The organism is Neisseria sp. HMSC070H10, assembly GCF_001837635.1.
GTDB lineage: Bacteria > Pseudomonadota > Gammaproteobacteria > Burkholderiales > Neisseriaceae > Neisseria > Neisseria subflava_A.
In genome coordinates this window covers 50952-66757 of sequence record NZ_KV833364.1, presented here as the reverse complement: position 1 = coordinate 66757, position 15806 = coordinate 50952, and the positions used below count along the sequence as shown (strand labels likewise).

Below are 15806 nucleotides of genomic sequence, written 5' to 3'. Positions count from 1 at the left end.
CCAACACAAAGGCCGTCTGAAACATCTTTTCAGACGGCCTTTTGTATTTCCTTTAAAATATTGCATTCCCATTTCTTTTCAGACGGCCTCTTCATGTTTCCCAACGAATCCGCCCCAAACCTCCTGCAAGGCTTAAACCCCGAACAACTCTCCGCCGTAACCTGGCCGCCGCAATCCGCCCTCGTTTTGGCAGGCGCAGGCAGCGGCAAGACGCGCGTACTGACCACGCGCATCGCATGGCTTTTGCAAAGCGGACAAGCCAGCGTACACAGCATTATGGCGGTAACGTTTACCAACAAAGCCGCCAAAGAAATGCAGACCCGTTTGGGCGCGATGATTCCCGTCAACGTCCGCGCCATGTGGCTCGGCACGTTCCATGGCTTGTGCCACCGCTTTTTGCGCCTGCACCACCGCGACGCAGGCCTGCCCTCCTCCTTCCAAATCCTCGACAGCGGCGACCAGCTTTCCCTGATCAAACGCCTGCTCAAAAGCCTCAATATCGCAGAAGAAATCATCGCGCCGCGTTCGCTGCAAGGATTTATCAACGCGCAAAAAGAATCCGGTTTACGCGCTTCCGTCTTGAGCGCGCCCGATCCGCACACCCGCCGCATGATTGAGTGCTACGCCGAATACGACAAAATCTGCCAACGCGAAGGCGTGGTCGATTTTGCCGAACTCATGCTCCGCAGCTACGAAATGCTGCAAAACAACGAAATCCTGCGCCAACACTACCAAAACCGCTTCAACCATATTCTGGTCGACGAATTCCAAGACACCAACAAGCTGCAATACGCCTGGCTGAAACTGATTGCCGGCAACCACGCCGCCGTCTTTGCCGTCGGCGACGACGACCAAAGCATTTACCGATTCCGCGGCGCAAACGTCGGCAACATGACCGCGCTGATGGAAGAATTCCACATCGACGCGCCCGTCAAACTCGAACAAAACTACCGCTCCGTCGGCAACATCCTCGCCGCCGCCAACGCCGTTATCAAAAACAACGACGAACGCCTCGGCAAAAACCTGCGCACCGACGCCGAAGCAGGCGACAAAATCCGCTACTACTCCGCCTTTACCGACCTCGAAGAAGCCCAATTCATCGTGGATGAAACCAAAGCCCTCGAACGTGACGGCTGGGATTTGGACGAAATCGCCGTCCTCTACCGCAGCAACGCCCAATCGCGCGTTATCGAACAAAGCCTGTTCCGCAGCGGCATCCCCTACAAAATCTACGGCGGGCTGCGCTTTTACGAACGCCAAGAAATCAAACACGCCCTTGCCTATCTACGCCTCGCCGTCAATCCCGACGACGACAACGCCCTCTTGCGCGTGATTAACTTCCCACCGCGCGGCATCGGCGCACGCACCATCGAAAACCTTCAGACGGCCTCAAACGAACAAGGCATCACCCTCTGGCAGGCAGCCTGCAATGCCGGCGCAAAAGCCACCAAAATCGCCGCCTTCGTCCGCCTCATTGAAGCCCTGCGCAACCAAGTCGGACAAATGCCCCTGTCCGAAATCATCGTCGGCATCCTCAAAGACAGCGGCCTGACCGAACACTACAAAACCCAAAAAGGCGACAACCAAGACCGCCTCGACAACTTAGACGAACTTGTCAACGCCGCCATCGAGTTCAAACCCGAAGACAGCAACTTTGAAACCCTGCCAGAAAACATTTCAGACGACCCCGCCTTCCCCATCCTCGCTTTCTTGAGCAACGCCGCCCTCGAATCCGGCGAAAACCAAGCAGGCGCAGGCGAAAAAGCCGTCCAACTGATGACCGTCCACGCCTCCAAAGGCTTGGAATTCAACGCCGTCTTCCTCACCGGCATGGAAGAAGGCCGCTTCCCCAGTGAAATGAGCCTTGCCGAACGCGGCGGCCTCGAAGAAGAACGCCGCCTCATGTACGTCGCCATCACCCGCGCCCGCAAACGCCTCTACATCACCATGGCGCAACAACGCATGCTGCACGGACAAACCCAATTCGGCATCGTCTCCCGCTTCGTCGAAGAAATCCCGCCCGAAGTATTGCACTACCTATCCGTCAAAAAGACCGCCTACGACAGCTACGGCAGCCCGCGCCAAACCGCCACATTCAAAGACAAAATCATCGACGACTTCAAACAGCCGCAAACCTACGCAGGCTTCCGCATCGGCCAAAACGTCCGCCACGCCAAATTCGGCACCGGCGTCATCATCGATGCCGTGGACAAAGGCGAATCCGCCCGACTGACCATCAACTTCGGCAAACAAGGCGTGAAAGAGCTGGATACCAAGTTTGCGAAATTGGAAGAGATGTGAAAAGGAAGATGGCATAGGCCGTCTGAATCCGGTAACAGCAAATTTTGCCCAAACCTCCGCCGTCATTCTCGCGCAGGCGGGAATGACGGACGATAAAAGTCGGGTATAGATACCTAACCCCTGTTTATAGCTGAAATCAATAAGGAAGAACATTATGTCCCAAGTTTTTAAAGATTTTGATTTGTCCTCCGTATGGAAAACTAATAGTTGGGCAGATAAAAACTACAAAGAAGCCCCATTTACACCTGAAATTTTGGCTGCCGTAGAAAGTGAGCTAGGCTATAAATTGCCGCAAAGTTTTATTGAATTGATGGCAGTACAAAACGGCGGGATATTTGTTAAAAACTGCTTTCCGACCACGCAGAAAAATTCGTGGGCGAAAGATCATGTGCAAATTTGCGAGATGTCGGGAATCGGTTTTGAAAAAGAAGGGAGTTTGTGCGGCGCGATGGGGCAAAAACTTTGGCTGGAAGAATGGGAGTATCCGCCTATCGGCGTGTATTTGGCCACCGACCCGTCAGGAGGTCATGCCCTGTTTGCCTTGGACTATCGAGAGTGTGGAAAAGACGGCGAGCCGAAAGTGGTGCTTGTCGAACAAGAATGGGATTTTGAAATAATCGAACTTGCCCCCGATTTTGAAACCTTTATCCGCAGCTTGCGGCATGAAGATGAGTTTTTAGATAACTAATAAAAAGTAGGCCGTCTGAAAATTTTTCAGACGGCCTTTTAACATCTACCTACTAAGCCGAAAAAGCCTTATATGTCATTGAAACGATAATCAGCAAAACCGTTACGACCAAAACCTTACGAATAACTTCTCCGTTTGAATTAATAGCATGGAGGCTACCAAAATGGTTGCCCAACAAATTTGCCAAAATCATCGGGATTCCGATTAGGAACGCCATTTTCCCTGCTATCAAGAAGGCAACAAATGCCCCGATGTTAGAAGCAAAATTGAAAATCTTGGAAGTAGCCGAAGCCTGCAACAACGACAATTTGTTAATGACAAACAAAGCAATGATGAAAATACTACCTGTACCCGGGCCAAAAAAACCGTCATAAAAACCAACAATCAGACAAGTTAAAAATACGGCGATAACGGATTTTTTTATCTCGCCACGCTCGTCTTCTTTTTTCAGCAAAACACCTTTAAACAAAGTTGCCAGCAAGCCTATGGGCAAAAACGCAAGAATAATGTAATTGATGGTTTCCACCGGAAGAATCAAAATGACTTTTGCACCGACAAATGCCCCAATTAAAGCCGCAACAATGCCAACCGGCACAATATGCCATACGATCGAACTGCTCTTCATAAAATTTTTAATCGCAGCCACCGTACCGATGGTACTCACCAATTTTTCCTGTGCCAATGCGACCTGAGGCGGTAAACCTACCATCAAAAATGCGGGAATCAAAATCAGCCCTGCTCCGCCCGCAATAGCATCGACATAGCCCGCAATCAAAGACGCGGCAACCAGCAGGAAAAGGCCGATATAAAAATAATCGGCAATAATACTGCCGGGAATAAATAATTGTTCCATGGATTGTTTCCTCTTGATTAAATTTTTTGTTATTAAAAGTTATTAACTGCTCAATACATCGCCCTTCTTCGTCAAAACATATTGATAAACTTCTTCTACCGTAGCCTCGTCATAGCTTTTGCCAAAGCGTTTTTTGTAGCCCAGTTCGTATAGTTTCACATGATGCCCTTCCGGGATTTCGACGCCCACATTTTCCAAACACGATTTGGCGCAATGCAGATGACAGCCGTCAATAACCAACATCGGCCGTCCGGACTGCGCTTTGCGTACCAACGGCGCGACTTTGCCGCCCACGCCGGAAATGCACGACATTTCAAATTCTCCGGCATGGTCGAGCGCTACAGCAGTGTTGTTGGCCAGCTGCGCCACATCGGAACATCCGGAACAAGAATAAATTAAGGGAAGCTCATTGCGGTTAGGCATTTTCTATTTCCTTCGGTAGCGGTTTTTATCTTTATGTGTCCGCCCATGGTCAGTCTGTCGGGCGCATCATGCGCGGTATGTGGATATTCGGGTTACACCCGTTTTCTTTTTTCAGACGGCCTACGGCGTATCCATTTATATATTAAAAGGCATCATAACTCAATACGATTAGACATTCTAGAACAAAGCAGATGCGACCTTCTAAAAAAATAAAGGCCGTCTGAAAACAGATAACGCTGCTTTTTCAGACGGCCTTTTTATTTGAAGTTAATGATTAGGCTTTGTGTTCGCCATCATTCTCTTCTTTGGGCGGAACGGGGGCAAACCAGCCGACCAGAAGCAGCAGCAGGCCGACGATGATGAAGGAGACGATGCGCGCGATACCGCCGCTGTTGGAAAGCTCGATCAGGAAGAGTTTGACGACCACGATGCCCATTAGCGTCGCGCCTGTCATCCAGTAGGAACGCTGTTTGCGGCGGTTGCCGAGTACCATCAAGATGATGGCGGTTACTGCCCAAACGACGGAGAGGCTGGCTTGCAGGCCGAAGGATTGCAGCATGATGTCGAGACGCCAAGTGATGCCGTCGTAGAAATGCCATACGCGCATCACGCCCGCGCTGATCAGCATAAATGCCAAGGCGGCGACTGCGGTTGCCGTGGTACGGCGAAGGTCGGGCGGCAAGGCTTCAGGCAGAGATTTCAGGGCAAACCAAAGCATGCCGGCGCTGGCAAGTTCCACCGGATTGAGCACGGGAATATACGGCAACGGCGAAGGTTGGAACGGCGTGGAGAAGTTGGTCCACAGCATCCAACAGGCAGCGGCAAGGGCGCACAACGGCAAGGCGAAGTGCTGATAAATGGCTTGATGCCGTCTGAAAAATTCGCGGTGGCGCTGCGTATGGAAAACAATCCACATCGCCAAAGGCACAACCAGCCATGAGAGCTGCGACCAAACGCCGGAGAGAAGACCGCCGACATACAGCGCGGTCCAAAGCGTCCAAAGTACGCCGAGTATCGTGATATTGAGTTTGTGCAACCAAATCAGATCATGGCGCGGATAGTTGTTCAAAATAATGAAGTTCAACACGGTGGCGGCGACAAGTGGCAAGGCTGCGGCGGCTGTCCATGCGTGTTCGGTATGGTAGAAGACGAAATGCAGGGCAAACACGGGCAGGAATGCCAAGTTTGCCTGCAACAGCTCTTCCCATTTCAAACGTTTTGCAAACAGCAGCAGGCCGGCAAATATCGGCCACATCCACAACTCGATAAACAGGGTTTCCTCGCCTGTCCATTGCATATAGAGGGCGTAGCTGCCTGTCGCCAACGCAGTAAGCAGGATGATCCAGCCTGAAACCTGCGCAAAGTAAACCTCGTTTCCTTCCGGTTTTTCGCTTGCAACCGGTACGCGCGGATATTGCAACGCGTAGGCAGCCGCAAACAGCAAAGGCGTAGCGGCAATAAGGTACAGATGGCTCAGGAAGCCTTTGGATTCATAAATGATGCTGCTTTGCTGCAACAGGGCGAACAATACATTGCCCAAAGTAAATGTGATAAATACATTCGGCTCATGTTTGCGCCGGCAGAATGCCCACGCCGCTGCCAAAGCAGAGAGAGCGACAATGCTGCCTTGGTCGGCCAAGAAAAGCAAAGGCAAAATAGAGATGTACAGCAAGGCGACAGACAACACGGCCGTCTGAACGGATTTTTCCCATTGCGCCGAACCTTCGCGACGCGAAAAATACCACAGCAAGTAAATTACCGCTCCGACAAGCAACACCACAACCGTTGTAAACCACTGCCCTTCCAAAACGGTATCCGTGCCGAAGCCCTGATAATTGCCCAGCTGAATCAGTGCTGCCAAGAGATAAACCATCAGCGCACCCAAACGGATATGCGGACGCTGTTGGCGCAGACCGAAGAAATAAACCAGTGCGGATTCGGCACTCCACAGGATAACCGTATTGCTCGATTCAAAATAAAGCGGAACGGCAATCGTGAGGAACAATACCGCCAACGCAAAAAACGCCTGACGCAAAATATACAGCCCCTGCTGACGTTTCAGCAGCAGCGCGGCCAGTCCGTAAACAGCGGCAAAACCCAATGCGGAAAGCGCATCCGCGAATGGCCAATGCTCCACCATGCGGTATTGCAGGCCGAACGCCGCCGCCATCGTGCCAAACAATAAAGTATGGTCGAGGACATGCACGCGCAGGCCGTGTGTGTAAATACTGTTGCCAATCTCCTCTAAAGTCGCATTGTCGGCAATCGGCGTAACGCTGTCTTCGCTGTTTTCCGTCAGCTTACGGCGTGCGAACAGATACGCGATAAAGGTATAGAGCAGTCAGTGGTAAATCAGAAAAGGCTCGGTAGTGGAGAAATGTTGCGGCGTATAACTTCGCATGCCCCACAGCGCGGCAATGGCAAAAGTAGCAACAAAACCCGTCAGGTTCAGCGGGCGCCATGCCTTAAACCACGCAATTGCGGCCACACCGGCATTGAGCAGGGCAAGATAAGAGAATAGCACCAAATAATTGCCGCTGCCGTCTGAAGTCAGCAAAGGCGCGGCCATACCGCCGATTAAAGCAACCTGCGCCATAATCTGCGCGTTCTGCCTTACCGCCAGCCACGCCATCAGCACGACCATCGCCACCATCAACCCGAACACGACCGACACAGGCAACAGCGGATGCAGTTTTAATGCCGCCAACGCCGTCAAATACATCACCGCCACGCCGAAACCCTGCAACACCAAGCCATATTCACGCTTACGGCTTTGCAGCTTCCAGCCGCCGACCACCGCCGCCAAACCCGCGCCTGCCACAGTCAGATAACGCAGTTCGACAGGCACATGAACCCGCTCGGAGGCATAGCGCAAGAGGAACGCTAAGCCGAGGAACAGCACCACAATACCGGTTTTCAACAGCGGATTACCGCGCAAGAACCAAGCAACAATCGGATTGTCGGAAAACTTGTACCCTCCATCCTCCGCTTGATTTTTATGGATAACGAATTGACGCGATGGCGCTTCTTCGCTTTCAGACGGCATCGAAGCAACAACAACCTCTTCTTTAGGCAGCCCTGCTTGTTCAGCAACAACCGGAGCAACCGCCTCGACAACTTCTTCCACAACAGGCTCAGGCGAAGCAGCAGCCTTGGCAGAAACAGGATCAATAGGTATAGAAAAAGAAGGGGCAAACGCCTCTTCAATTTTCTGCTTAACAGGCGCAGCTTCCGCCTCAGGCTCAACCCGAACATGAAGCGGCTTAGAGGCCGTCTGAACATCGGCAACAGCCCGAGCCTCAAGCCCCTGCCCTACCTTCGCCTCATCACGGACAGTCTCATGCTCCAACACCGACAAACGCTGTTTCAGCAGCTCGATTTCCTGCTCCAGCTTTTGCATCCTGTCGCCTGCCGTAGCAGATTCAGCCAAACGCTCTTCTTGGCGTTGTTTGGCGATTGACCAAGCAACCAGCCAAAACAATGACCCAATAATCACGCCCGTGGCCATCTCATCAAGAAAATAGCCGATAATAATAGGAATAAGCAGGCCGAAAAACTGCATGAAACACCTGTTTGATAACAATAAGAATATGCCGATTGTAACACCAACAACATTGTTGATGAAAAAAAGAGACAAAAGGCCGAGAATAAAAGCATACGGCGAATAGAATATAGAGAATCGGCATAAAAAAGGCCGTCTGAAAATGTTTAAGGATTTTCAGACGGCCTCAGACATTAAGCATTACCATATTCGTGTTGATATACATACGTAGTTCCAGTTTAATAGTTTTAACTTTAAGGTAGCTGATATAAACGGGATTAAGAGGAAAAATCAGTAGGATTTATTGAAAACAATAAGACATTTATTAAAATTTATAAAGTAAATTATACACAGGTTATCAACAGGCTTCCTGAAAATTTTTTCCTAATTCCTAGGAAAAAAAATATTTCTGTTTTATAATTTGAAAAAATCAAGGAGTTTTTATCATGAAAAGTCAAGATATTCTGCTACTATTGAAAATATTTAGTCTCTCCTACTACGAAAAAATTGACCTTACAAACAAAAAAATGGTGAAATCGGAATTTCTTACTGAACAGCAGAAGAAGCAGTATTATTTAAATATTATTTATAAAAATAAGGAATCAAAATATAACAACTATTACTTGAATAAGTATTATGGTGAAATTGAAAATTTATATTCAAAAATAGATTTCAATAGTCTTTTCGATGAGAATAAATATTCACTTTTATCATTGGAAAAAAGTACAGGTATTAGCAAATCTCAAATTAGTCTTTCATTAAAAAGATGTATTGATTTAAAATTGCTACTGATTCGAGATAGAATACCCTATGTAAATACACAAGATCTCCTGAATGTTGTAATCCCTGCATTAAGATTTTTTTTCCCTATAAAAAAAATAGGTAATGTTAGAGGAATACCTATTTCATATTCATCACCTTTTTTGTATGAGAACATTATATCAGGCAAAAAACTTCCGATGGTGTGGGGAGATGCTAATGGTACAGTAGTAGGGGATGCTATTGAACCACTATATAAGACAGTCCCATATGCTGCGGTAAAAGACCCCCTGCTATATGAATTATTAGTGCTGGTAGATTCAATTAGGCTCAATGCACCTAGGGAAAAACAAGTAGCATTTGAGCAATTAAAAGATATTTTTATGGGAAAATGATGAATACGGCAAGTGAATTACATTTTGATATGCTGAAAAAAGTAGTATCGAAGTTAACACCTTCATTAAGAGAAAAAATTGTTTTTGTAGGAGGCTGTACAACTTGTTTATTTGTAGATGATGTAAGTCAAGAAGAAATTCGCAGTACAGAAGACGTAGACTTGATTATTTCTGTATTAACACATGGTGAATACAGACACTTCCAAGAAGAATTAAAAAGTTGCGGATTTAAAGAGCTTGGCTTAGAAGATGAGGAAGGACCAATATGCAGAATGAAATTAGAGAATATCTTAATAGATCTAATGCCAACAAACGCTATTTTAGGTTTTGAAAATAAATGGTATCCGATAGCTTTTGAAACGGCTGAAAATTATCCATTAGATGAATTTATAATTAAATTGATTCACCCAATTTATTTTTTAGCAACTAAATTTGAAGCATACAACAATCGAGGTAATAGAGACATTCTTGGAAGTAAAGATCTTGAGGATATCTTGATTGTGTTAGATGGGCGAAACCAAATTTACGAAGAACTTTTTAATTTTAAATCTATAGATAATAATGTTATAGAATTTATTCAAGAGCAACTTAAGATATTAAATAACGAAAATTTCTTTTTATATAAATTATATGACTATCCAAATGTTGAAGATAAGATTTGCAGAATATTGGAATTATAATGAAAGTAATTTGGAGAAGTTATCAAGGGAAAGATAGAAAATGTAATAGCGATTATGGCGTTTTTTGTAATTATTCTAATTGCTATGTATTTATAATTGGGGATGCAAAGGAGGAAATTGAATCTCAAAATTTTATTAAATATATTTTAGAGGTTATTGCGAAAGAATTATATTCAGAAAATCGAAATATTTTAAGCATATTGCAACATGCAAAGGAATCATATGTCAGAGAGGTAGGCATGCCAAACAAATTGCCAAATCAAATAGCATCTCTACACATATTGATTGTTAATAAGGAAAATTTCCAAACACAAAGTTTTAATCTTGGTGATTGTAGATTTGGCCATAAAATAAATAACGAATGGAAATGGTTAACGGAACCACATGTTATATCTGGATTGGAACACTATGTTACCCAATCATTTCGTACAAAGAAGTCAATTGGAGAAATTTGTAAACAAGAATTTATTTTAGACCAAAAGGAAAGTTATTGTTTGGGAAGCGATGGATATTGGAAAGAAAATATGAATCAGTCTGATGATCATAGTCAATTATTAATATTAGAACTAGATGTTGAAACACTAGAGACTAGTGATACAACAATAAATTTTAGTATATTTTGAATTATATCTTGAATGAAATGCCGTCTGAAATTTTCAGGCGGCATTTCATTCATATAAGCATCAATGCGCTTCTTCCCAATTCATACCCACGCCCACTTCTGCTACCAGCGGCACGTTCAACATCCCTTCGTCCACTTTCGCCATAATCTGCGGCAGTTTTTCTTTGACTAAATCCAGTTCGGCTTCGGGTACTTCCAATACCAATTCGTCATGCACCTGCATAATCAGTTTGCTTTGCAGGCAGTCCCATGGGGAGGCTTCGCACTCTGAATTCAACCAATGGAACACGTCTATCATGGCGCGTTTGATGAGGTCGGAGGCGGTGCCTTGCATGGGGGCGTTGATGGCGGCGCGTTCGGCTCCGGCGCGGGCGTTGGCGTTTTTGTTGCGGATGTCGGGCAGGTAGAGGCGGCGGCCGAACAGGGTTTCGACGAAGCCTTGCGCGGCGGCTTGTTCTTTGGTGCGTTGCATGTATTCGGCGACGCCGGGATAGCGGGCGAAGTAGCGGTCGATAAAGTTTTTGGCGGAGATGTTGTCGATACCCAATGATTTGGCAAGGCCGTATTGACCCATGCCGTAAATCAGGCCGAAGTTGATGGTTTTGGCGTAGCGACGTTGTTCGGGCGAGACGTTTTCGGGGGCGATGCCGAATACTTCGGCGGCGGTGCGGCGGTGTACGTCTTCGCCGTTTTGGAACGCGGCGATGAGGGTTTTGTCTCCGGAGAGGTGCGCCATGATGCGCAGCTCGATTTGGGAATAGTCGGCGGAAACGATGGCGCTGCCTTGCGGTGCGGTAAAGGCGCGGCGCACGCGGCGGCCTTCGGCGGTACGGATGGGGATGTTTTGCAGGTTGGGGTTGTTGCTGGCGAGACGGCCGGTAATGGCGACGGCTTGGGCGTAGGTGGTATGTACGCGGCCGTCTTTGGGCGAAATCATTTCGGGCAGTTTGTCGGTGTAGGTGGATTTGAGTTTCGCCAGGCTGCGGTTTTGCAGGATGATTTTGGGCAGGGGGTAGTCGGGCGCGAGCTGTTCGAGCACGGCTTCGTTGGTGGAAATGCCGCCTTTGGCGGTTTTTTTCAGGCCTTTGGTGGGGATGCCCATTTTGTCGAACAGGATTTCTTGCAGCTGTTTGGGCGAGTTGAGGTTGAACGGCTGGCCTGCGGCGGCGTAGGCTTCTTGTTCGAGCTTCATCAGCTCGGCGCCGAGTTCTGCGCTTTGGCGGGCGAGTTCGGCGCGGTCGATTTGCACGCCGTTGCGTTCCATTTCAAACAATACCTGCGCGACGGGCAGCTCCATTTTTTCATACATTTCAAGCTGTTTGTCGTCCATTTGCGCGCGCAGGTGTGCTTCGAGGCGCAGGGCGAAATCGGCGTCTTGGGCGGCGTATTCGGTCGCCTGCCCGATGGCGACATCGGCAAAACTGATTTGCTTCGCGCCTTTGCCGCACAGCGATTCGTAGGTAATGGTTTCCAAGCCGAGCCAGCGTTCGGACAATTCGTCCAAGCCGTGTCCGAGATGGCTCTCGATGATGTAGGAAGCAAGCATGGCGTCGCCGGCAATGCCGTTCAGGGCGATGCCGTAGTTGGCGAAAACGTGTTGGTCGTATTTGAGGTTTTGCCCGATTTTTTTCAGGGCAGGGTTTTCCAAATGCGGTTTCAGACGACCTAATACGTCTTGTAAATCAAGCTGTTCGGGCGTGGCGGTCAGGCTGTGGCCTACGGGGATGTAAACCGCTTCGCCTGCTTGAAACGCAATACTGATGCCGACCAGCGAGGCGTTCATCGCGTCTAGGGAGGTGGTTTCCGTATCGATGCCGATTGTGTCCGCTTGCGACAGTTTGTCTAACAAAGCGGCAAACTGCGCTTCGGTGGTAACGGCTTGATAATCCAGCTTTTCAGGCGCGGGGGCATGTTCTCTGATTTTTTCAGACGACGTTTCCATGTCCAACGCAGCCTGTTCGCCTATCGTATCGCTGCCGAACAAATCGCCGTCCGCCGCTTCGTGCATACGGCTTTCTGCTTCCTTCAGCCAAGTGCGGAAGCCCCAGCGTTTGAAATCGACCGCAAGCTGCGACCATTTCGGCGAAGTGCGGCGCAGGCTTTCGAGGCCGTCTGAAAGCTCCGGGTGCAAGTCCACATCGGTTTTAATCGTCACCAAATCATACGAAAGCGGCAGTTGGGGCAGCGCGGCTTGCAGGTTTTCGCCGACCTTGCCCTTGATTTCCGCAGCGTGTTCCATCACGCCAGCCAGCGAGCCGTAGGCTTCCAGCCACTTCACCGCCGTTTTTGGTCCACACTTCTCCACGCCCGGCACGTTGTCCACCTTGTCGCCCATCAGTGCGAGATAATCGCGGATTTGGTCGGGGCGCACACCGAATTTTTCCTTCACGCCTTCAATGTCCAGCGTTTCGCCGCTCATCGTGTTCACCAGCGTCACGCGCTCGTTCACCAACTGCGCCATATCCTTATCGCCGGTGGATACCACCACATTCCAACCTGCTTCGCCTGCCATCGCCGCCAGCGTGCCGATAACGTCGTCCGCTTCGACTTGCGGAATCACCAGTACCGGACAGCCCATCAACCGCACCAAATCCGGCAAGGCTTCCGCCTGCGGGCGCAAATCGTCCGGCATCGGCGGGCGCGTCGCCTTATAGTCGGGGAACATCTCGTGGCGAAAATTTTTGCCCTTAGCGTCAAACACCACCGCGCAATAGTCGTGCACATAATCTGCCCGCAACCGGCGCAGCATGTTCAACACGCCATACATCGCCCCCGTCGGCGCGCCGTCGGGCGCAGACAAATTCTGCCCCATGGCATGATAGGCGCGGTAAAGATAAGAAGAGCCGTCAACGAGAAGGAGTGTGGGTTTATTGGACATGGAGAACCTGCTGTGTGTATGAAAATAATGTACGGATTATAAAGGAAAAGGCCGTCTGAAAACCGAAAATAAGGTTTCAGACGGCCTTAAATATACGGTTTTAAGCATTGCGCCCCAGAATCCCATATTGGATATTTTTATTCAAATGAATACAAACCAAAACAAACGAATATGAAAGCAACGAACCGTATCTCAATCAGTATGCGCATTGCTCAAGAAGATGCTGATTTTATTGCTGAACGCAAAATGGAAGGTGCGAATACGCCATCTGAAAAAATCTGTGAATTGCTCAAGCCGACGTGCTTGGCGCATCCCGGATAAAGTTTAAAAATTTCCTCAAACATCGTCCTTTTCTCATTGTGTATGTTTTTTGGGCTTGGATGTTTATGAAAATCTGATTGCATTTCTTCATTATATAAAATAAGTCAAGTTTTCAGACGACCTTCTTTGTCAGAAAGGTCGTCTGAAAAGAAAAACGCCGCGAGGAGCTTATCCTTGCGGCGTGTGGCGGAACAAATCAATAGTCGATATGTTCGCTGATAATCTTCAGGTCAGGCCATGAAAAGATGATGTCGTATTCGTGTCCGTTTTTGAAGCCTTCAGCTTTCAGTACGGGACGGCCAATATGATCGTCGGCTTCAATTTCATGCACGATGTAACCGCGTTGTTCAAGTATCCGCATCACTTGTGCACGTTTTTGCTCGAAAGACGGATCGCTGTAAATTTTGTATTCGATGTAATCATCATCGTAATACTTGCCGTCGCGGTAACGGTAGTCGTCATAACGGTCATCATGACGATCATAACGCTGCTCGTAGCGGTCGGTGCGATCAGTACGATAGTTGTCATCATAGTTGTAAGAATTAGGGGCGGCACAAGCGGTCAGTGCGATACTGCCTAAGAGTAATGCTGATAAAAGTTTTTTCATATCGTATCCTTTCGGGACGTAGGGGTAAGTCAAATAAGGAATATTCGGAAGCTGATTATAAATCAACGCGTTCTTCGATAATGTTCAAATCGGGATAAGACATCACGATTTTGTATTCCAAGCTGCCTTTGTAGGCCTCAAATTCCAAAACAGGTCTTGCCCAATGTAGGTCCGTGTCAGAATCGTGGACTTCATAGCCTCTGTTATGCAGGATAGACAAAGCGCGGTCGTGGTATTGCGCGAACGCCGGATCTGTCTCCATACGGTATTGGGCGTAGTCTTCGTAAAGATCGAAACCTTCTGTTGCAAGAAAAATGGCGCAAACAACGGCGACTGGAAATAGTAATTTCTTCAAAAGCAGGTTGGACGGTTTTGTATATTGCGACTCAGAATGTTTCATTCCGTTCCCTTTGTGTCTGTTGTCGGTATAGACATTTAAACACGCAGGACTTAGGGAAAAATTAGGAGCGTTTTCAGACGGCCTTTCTTTACGGTACGCACAGATCATCTGAAAATAGGGGGATTTAATGATTTGTGCCATCTTGCTCGGCTTGATAACCGCAGTATTGCTTTACTTTGTAATATTTAAGGATTGGGACGAATTTATCGAATGAGTCGAATTCTATTGCACACCGGACATTTTCAATGCGTTGTGGGAGTAGTATTGGGAATCTGCCCAATGGAAAAAATCGAGACATCAAGATTTTGCAAGTCAATGGTCTGGGTGGCTTTGCCGGTGGTGCAAACGGTGCGGAAGATGTTTCAGCCGGCCAAGCCACACAAGCCAGCCTTGCAGACCAAATGGTCAACAGTGCCCTGCGTTACCGCAGCCAAGCTCCGTTGGTTGACGGTCTCTTGAAAGAGTTGGGACTAAATGGTGGCGACATCAACGGTCTGACCCAAGGACTGGATAAAACCATCGACCAATCATAAACGAATGCCGTAATAATGATTTAAAGGCCGTCTGAAACTTTTCAGACAGCCTTTTTTATATGCGAGCTCAGAAAAACGCTAATATTTTCAATACTGATAAATTCAATTCTATTGCAATTGCAATAAATTAGGAATCATCCAATCTATTTTTTTGAGGATAATAAAGATTGGGTGGGCTATTTTAAATGTGAATCACAAGGCTAACTACTTCAATGATGATCCACCAATAATTTAATCATAAAAACCTGTTCTACCGTTTCGATTTCAAACTTGCCATCTACTCATCTATCGACATTTCAATATCAAACCGCTTATCTTCAGGCAAATAAAAAAGCACAACATTTCGTTGTGCTTTTTCTTGATGAACCCACATTACTTGTTTTTTTGCGAACGAAGGTAGTCCAAAGTTTTCAGCTGGGCAATGGCTGCTGCCAATGCTTTGTGCGCTTCGGCCAGAGATTTATCATCTTTGGCTGCAGAAACACCTGCCTCGGCTGCTTTTTTAGCTGCTTCAGCACGCGCCTGATCCATTTCTGTACTGCGAACGGCAACGTCTGCCAATACGGTAATCTTATCAGGCTGTACTTCTAAAACGCCACCGGAAACGGCAACCAGCACTTCTTCAGCTTCACCCGGAACAGTCAAACGCAATGCGCCGGGGCGTACCAAACTCATAATCGGCTCGTGTCGTGGATAAATACCAAGCTCACCTTGAACGGTCGGAACCACCACAAAGCTGGCCTCGCCCGAATAGATGTTTTGCTCGCTACTAACCACTTCAACTTGCATGGTGCTCATGCCGGCC

General features: G+C 47.9%; 12 protein-coding genes and 2 pseudogenes. 7 read left to right on the top strand and 7 right to left on the bottom strand.

What is annotated here, in order from left to right:
* Positions 1-93: 93 nt before the first annotated feature.
* The gene (gene uvrD, locus HMPREF2606_RS03305) at positions 94-2301 is read left to right on the top strand and encodes a DNA helicase II (RefSeq protein WP_070843305.1); all 2208 of its coding nucleotides are present in this window, start codon (positions 94-96) and stop codon (positions 2299-2301) included.
* A gap of 154 nt (positions 2302-2455) precedes the next feature.
* Entirely contained in the window at positions 2456-2989 is a 534-nt protein-coding gene (locus tag HMPREF2606_RS03300; protein ID WP_070712077.1) for an SMI1/KNR4 family protein, read from the top strand.
* A gap of 52 nt (positions 2990-3041) precedes the next feature.
* On the opposite strand, the gene HMPREF2606_RS03295 is transcribed toward HMPREF2606_RS03300, so the two are convergent.
* From HMPREF2606_RS03295 to HMPREF2606_RS03285, 3 genes and pseudogenes are all read right to left on the bottom strand, one after another.
* Entirely contained in the window at positions 3042-3842 is an 801-nt protein-coding gene (locus HMPREF2606_RS03295; RefSeq protein WP_070712076.1) for a sulfite exporter TauE/SafE family protein, read from the bottom strand.
* A 42-nt stretch (positions 3843-3884) separates the two neighbouring features.
* Positions 3885-4265 (bottom strand): putative zinc-binding protein, encoded by a 381-nt coding sequence (locus HMPREF2606_RS03290; protein WP_003748129.1) that lies wholly within the window; start codon positions 4263-4265, stop codon positions 3885-3887.
* Positions 4266-4539: 274 nt separating this feature from the next.
* A pseudogene (locus HMPREF2606_RS03285) lies at positions 4540-7827 on the bottom strand (DUF2339 domain-containing protein).
* Between the two features lie 425 nt (positions 7828-8252).
* Between HMPREF2606_RS03285 and HMPREF2606_RS03280 the strand changes: the two are divergent.
* Genes HMPREF2606_RS03280 through HMPREF2606_RS03270 form a run of 3 tightly spaced genes read left to right on the top strand, consistent with a single transcriptional unit; the run spans position 8253 to position 10263 of the window.
* Positions 8253-8960, top strand: coding sequence for a hypothetical protein (locus HMPREF2606_RS03280; protein ID WP_070583874.1), 708 nt, complete (start codon positions 8253-8255; stop codon positions 8958-8960).
* The gene (locus HMPREF2606_RS03275; RefSeq protein WP_070583873.1) at positions 8957-9640 is read left to right on the top strand and encodes a nucleotidyl transferase AbiEii/AbiGii toxin family protein; all 684 of its coding nucleotides are present in this window, start codon (positions 8957-8959) and stop codon (positions 9638-9640) included. The genes HMPREF2606_RS03280 and HMPREF2606_RS03275 overlap by 4 nt, the downstream gene beginning before the upstream one ends.
* The gene (locus HMPREF2606_RS03270; protein ID WP_070583872.1) at positions 9640-10263 is read left to right on the top strand and encodes a hypothetical protein; all 624 of its coding nucleotides are present in this window, start codon (positions 9640-9642) and stop codon (positions 10261-10263) included. The genes HMPREF2606_RS03275 and HMPREF2606_RS03270 overlap by 1 nt, the downstream gene beginning before the upstream one ends.
* 60 nt (positions 10264-10323) lie before the next feature.
* Here HMPREF2606_RS03270 and polA read toward each other — a convergent pair whose 3' ends face one another.
* Positions 10324-13140, bottom strand: a complete 2817-nt coding sequence (gene polA, locus HMPREF2606_RS03265) for a DNA polymerase I (protein WP_070712075.1) — start codon at positions 13138-13140, stop codon at positions 10324-10326.
* 171 nt (positions 13141-13311) lie between these two features.
* On the opposite strand from polA, the gene HMPREF2606_RS11040 reads away from it, so the two are divergent.
* Complete coding sequence (locus HMPREF2606_RS11040; RefSeq protein ID WP_168165898.1) at positions 13312-13461, top strand: hypothetical protein; 150 nt, start codon at positions 13312-13314, stop codon at positions 13459-13461.
* Positions 13462-13657: 196 nt separating this feature from the next.
* Here HMPREF2606_RS11040 and HMPREF2606_RS03260 read toward each other — a convergent pair whose 3' ends face one another.
* Both HMPREF2606_RS03260 and HMPREF2606_RS03255 read right to left on the bottom strand, forming a co-directional pair.
* Positions 13658-14068, bottom strand: coding sequence for a PepSY domain-containing protein (locus HMPREF2606_RS03260; protein ID WP_070583870.1), 411 nt, complete (start codon positions 14066-14068; stop codon positions 13658-13660).
* Between the two features lie 55 nt (positions 14069-14123).
* Positions 14124-14468 (bottom strand): hypothetical protein, encoded by a 345-nt coding sequence (locus tag HMPREF2606_RS03255; protein WP_070712074.1) that lies wholly within the window; start codon positions 14466-14468, stop codon positions 14124-14126.
* Positions 14469-14761: 293 nt separating this feature from the next.
* On the opposite strand from HMPREF2606_RS03255, the pseudogene HMPREF2606_RS03250 reads away from it, so the two are divergent.
* Positions 14762-15001, top strand: a pseudogene (locus tag HMPREF2606_RS03250) (flotillin domain-containing protein); the annotation flags it as partial.
* A gap of 372 nt (positions 15002-15373) precedes the next feature.
* Here the strand turns inward: HMPREF2606_RS03250 and HMPREF2606_RS03245 are convergent.
* On the bottom strand, positions 15374-15799 hold the full coding sequence (locus HMPREF2606_RS03245; protein ID WP_049331696.1) for a F0F1 ATP synthase subunit epsilon: 426 nt from the start codon (positions 15797-15799) through the stop codon (positions 15374-15376).
* Between the last annotated feature and the right edge of the window lie 7 nt (positions 15800-15806).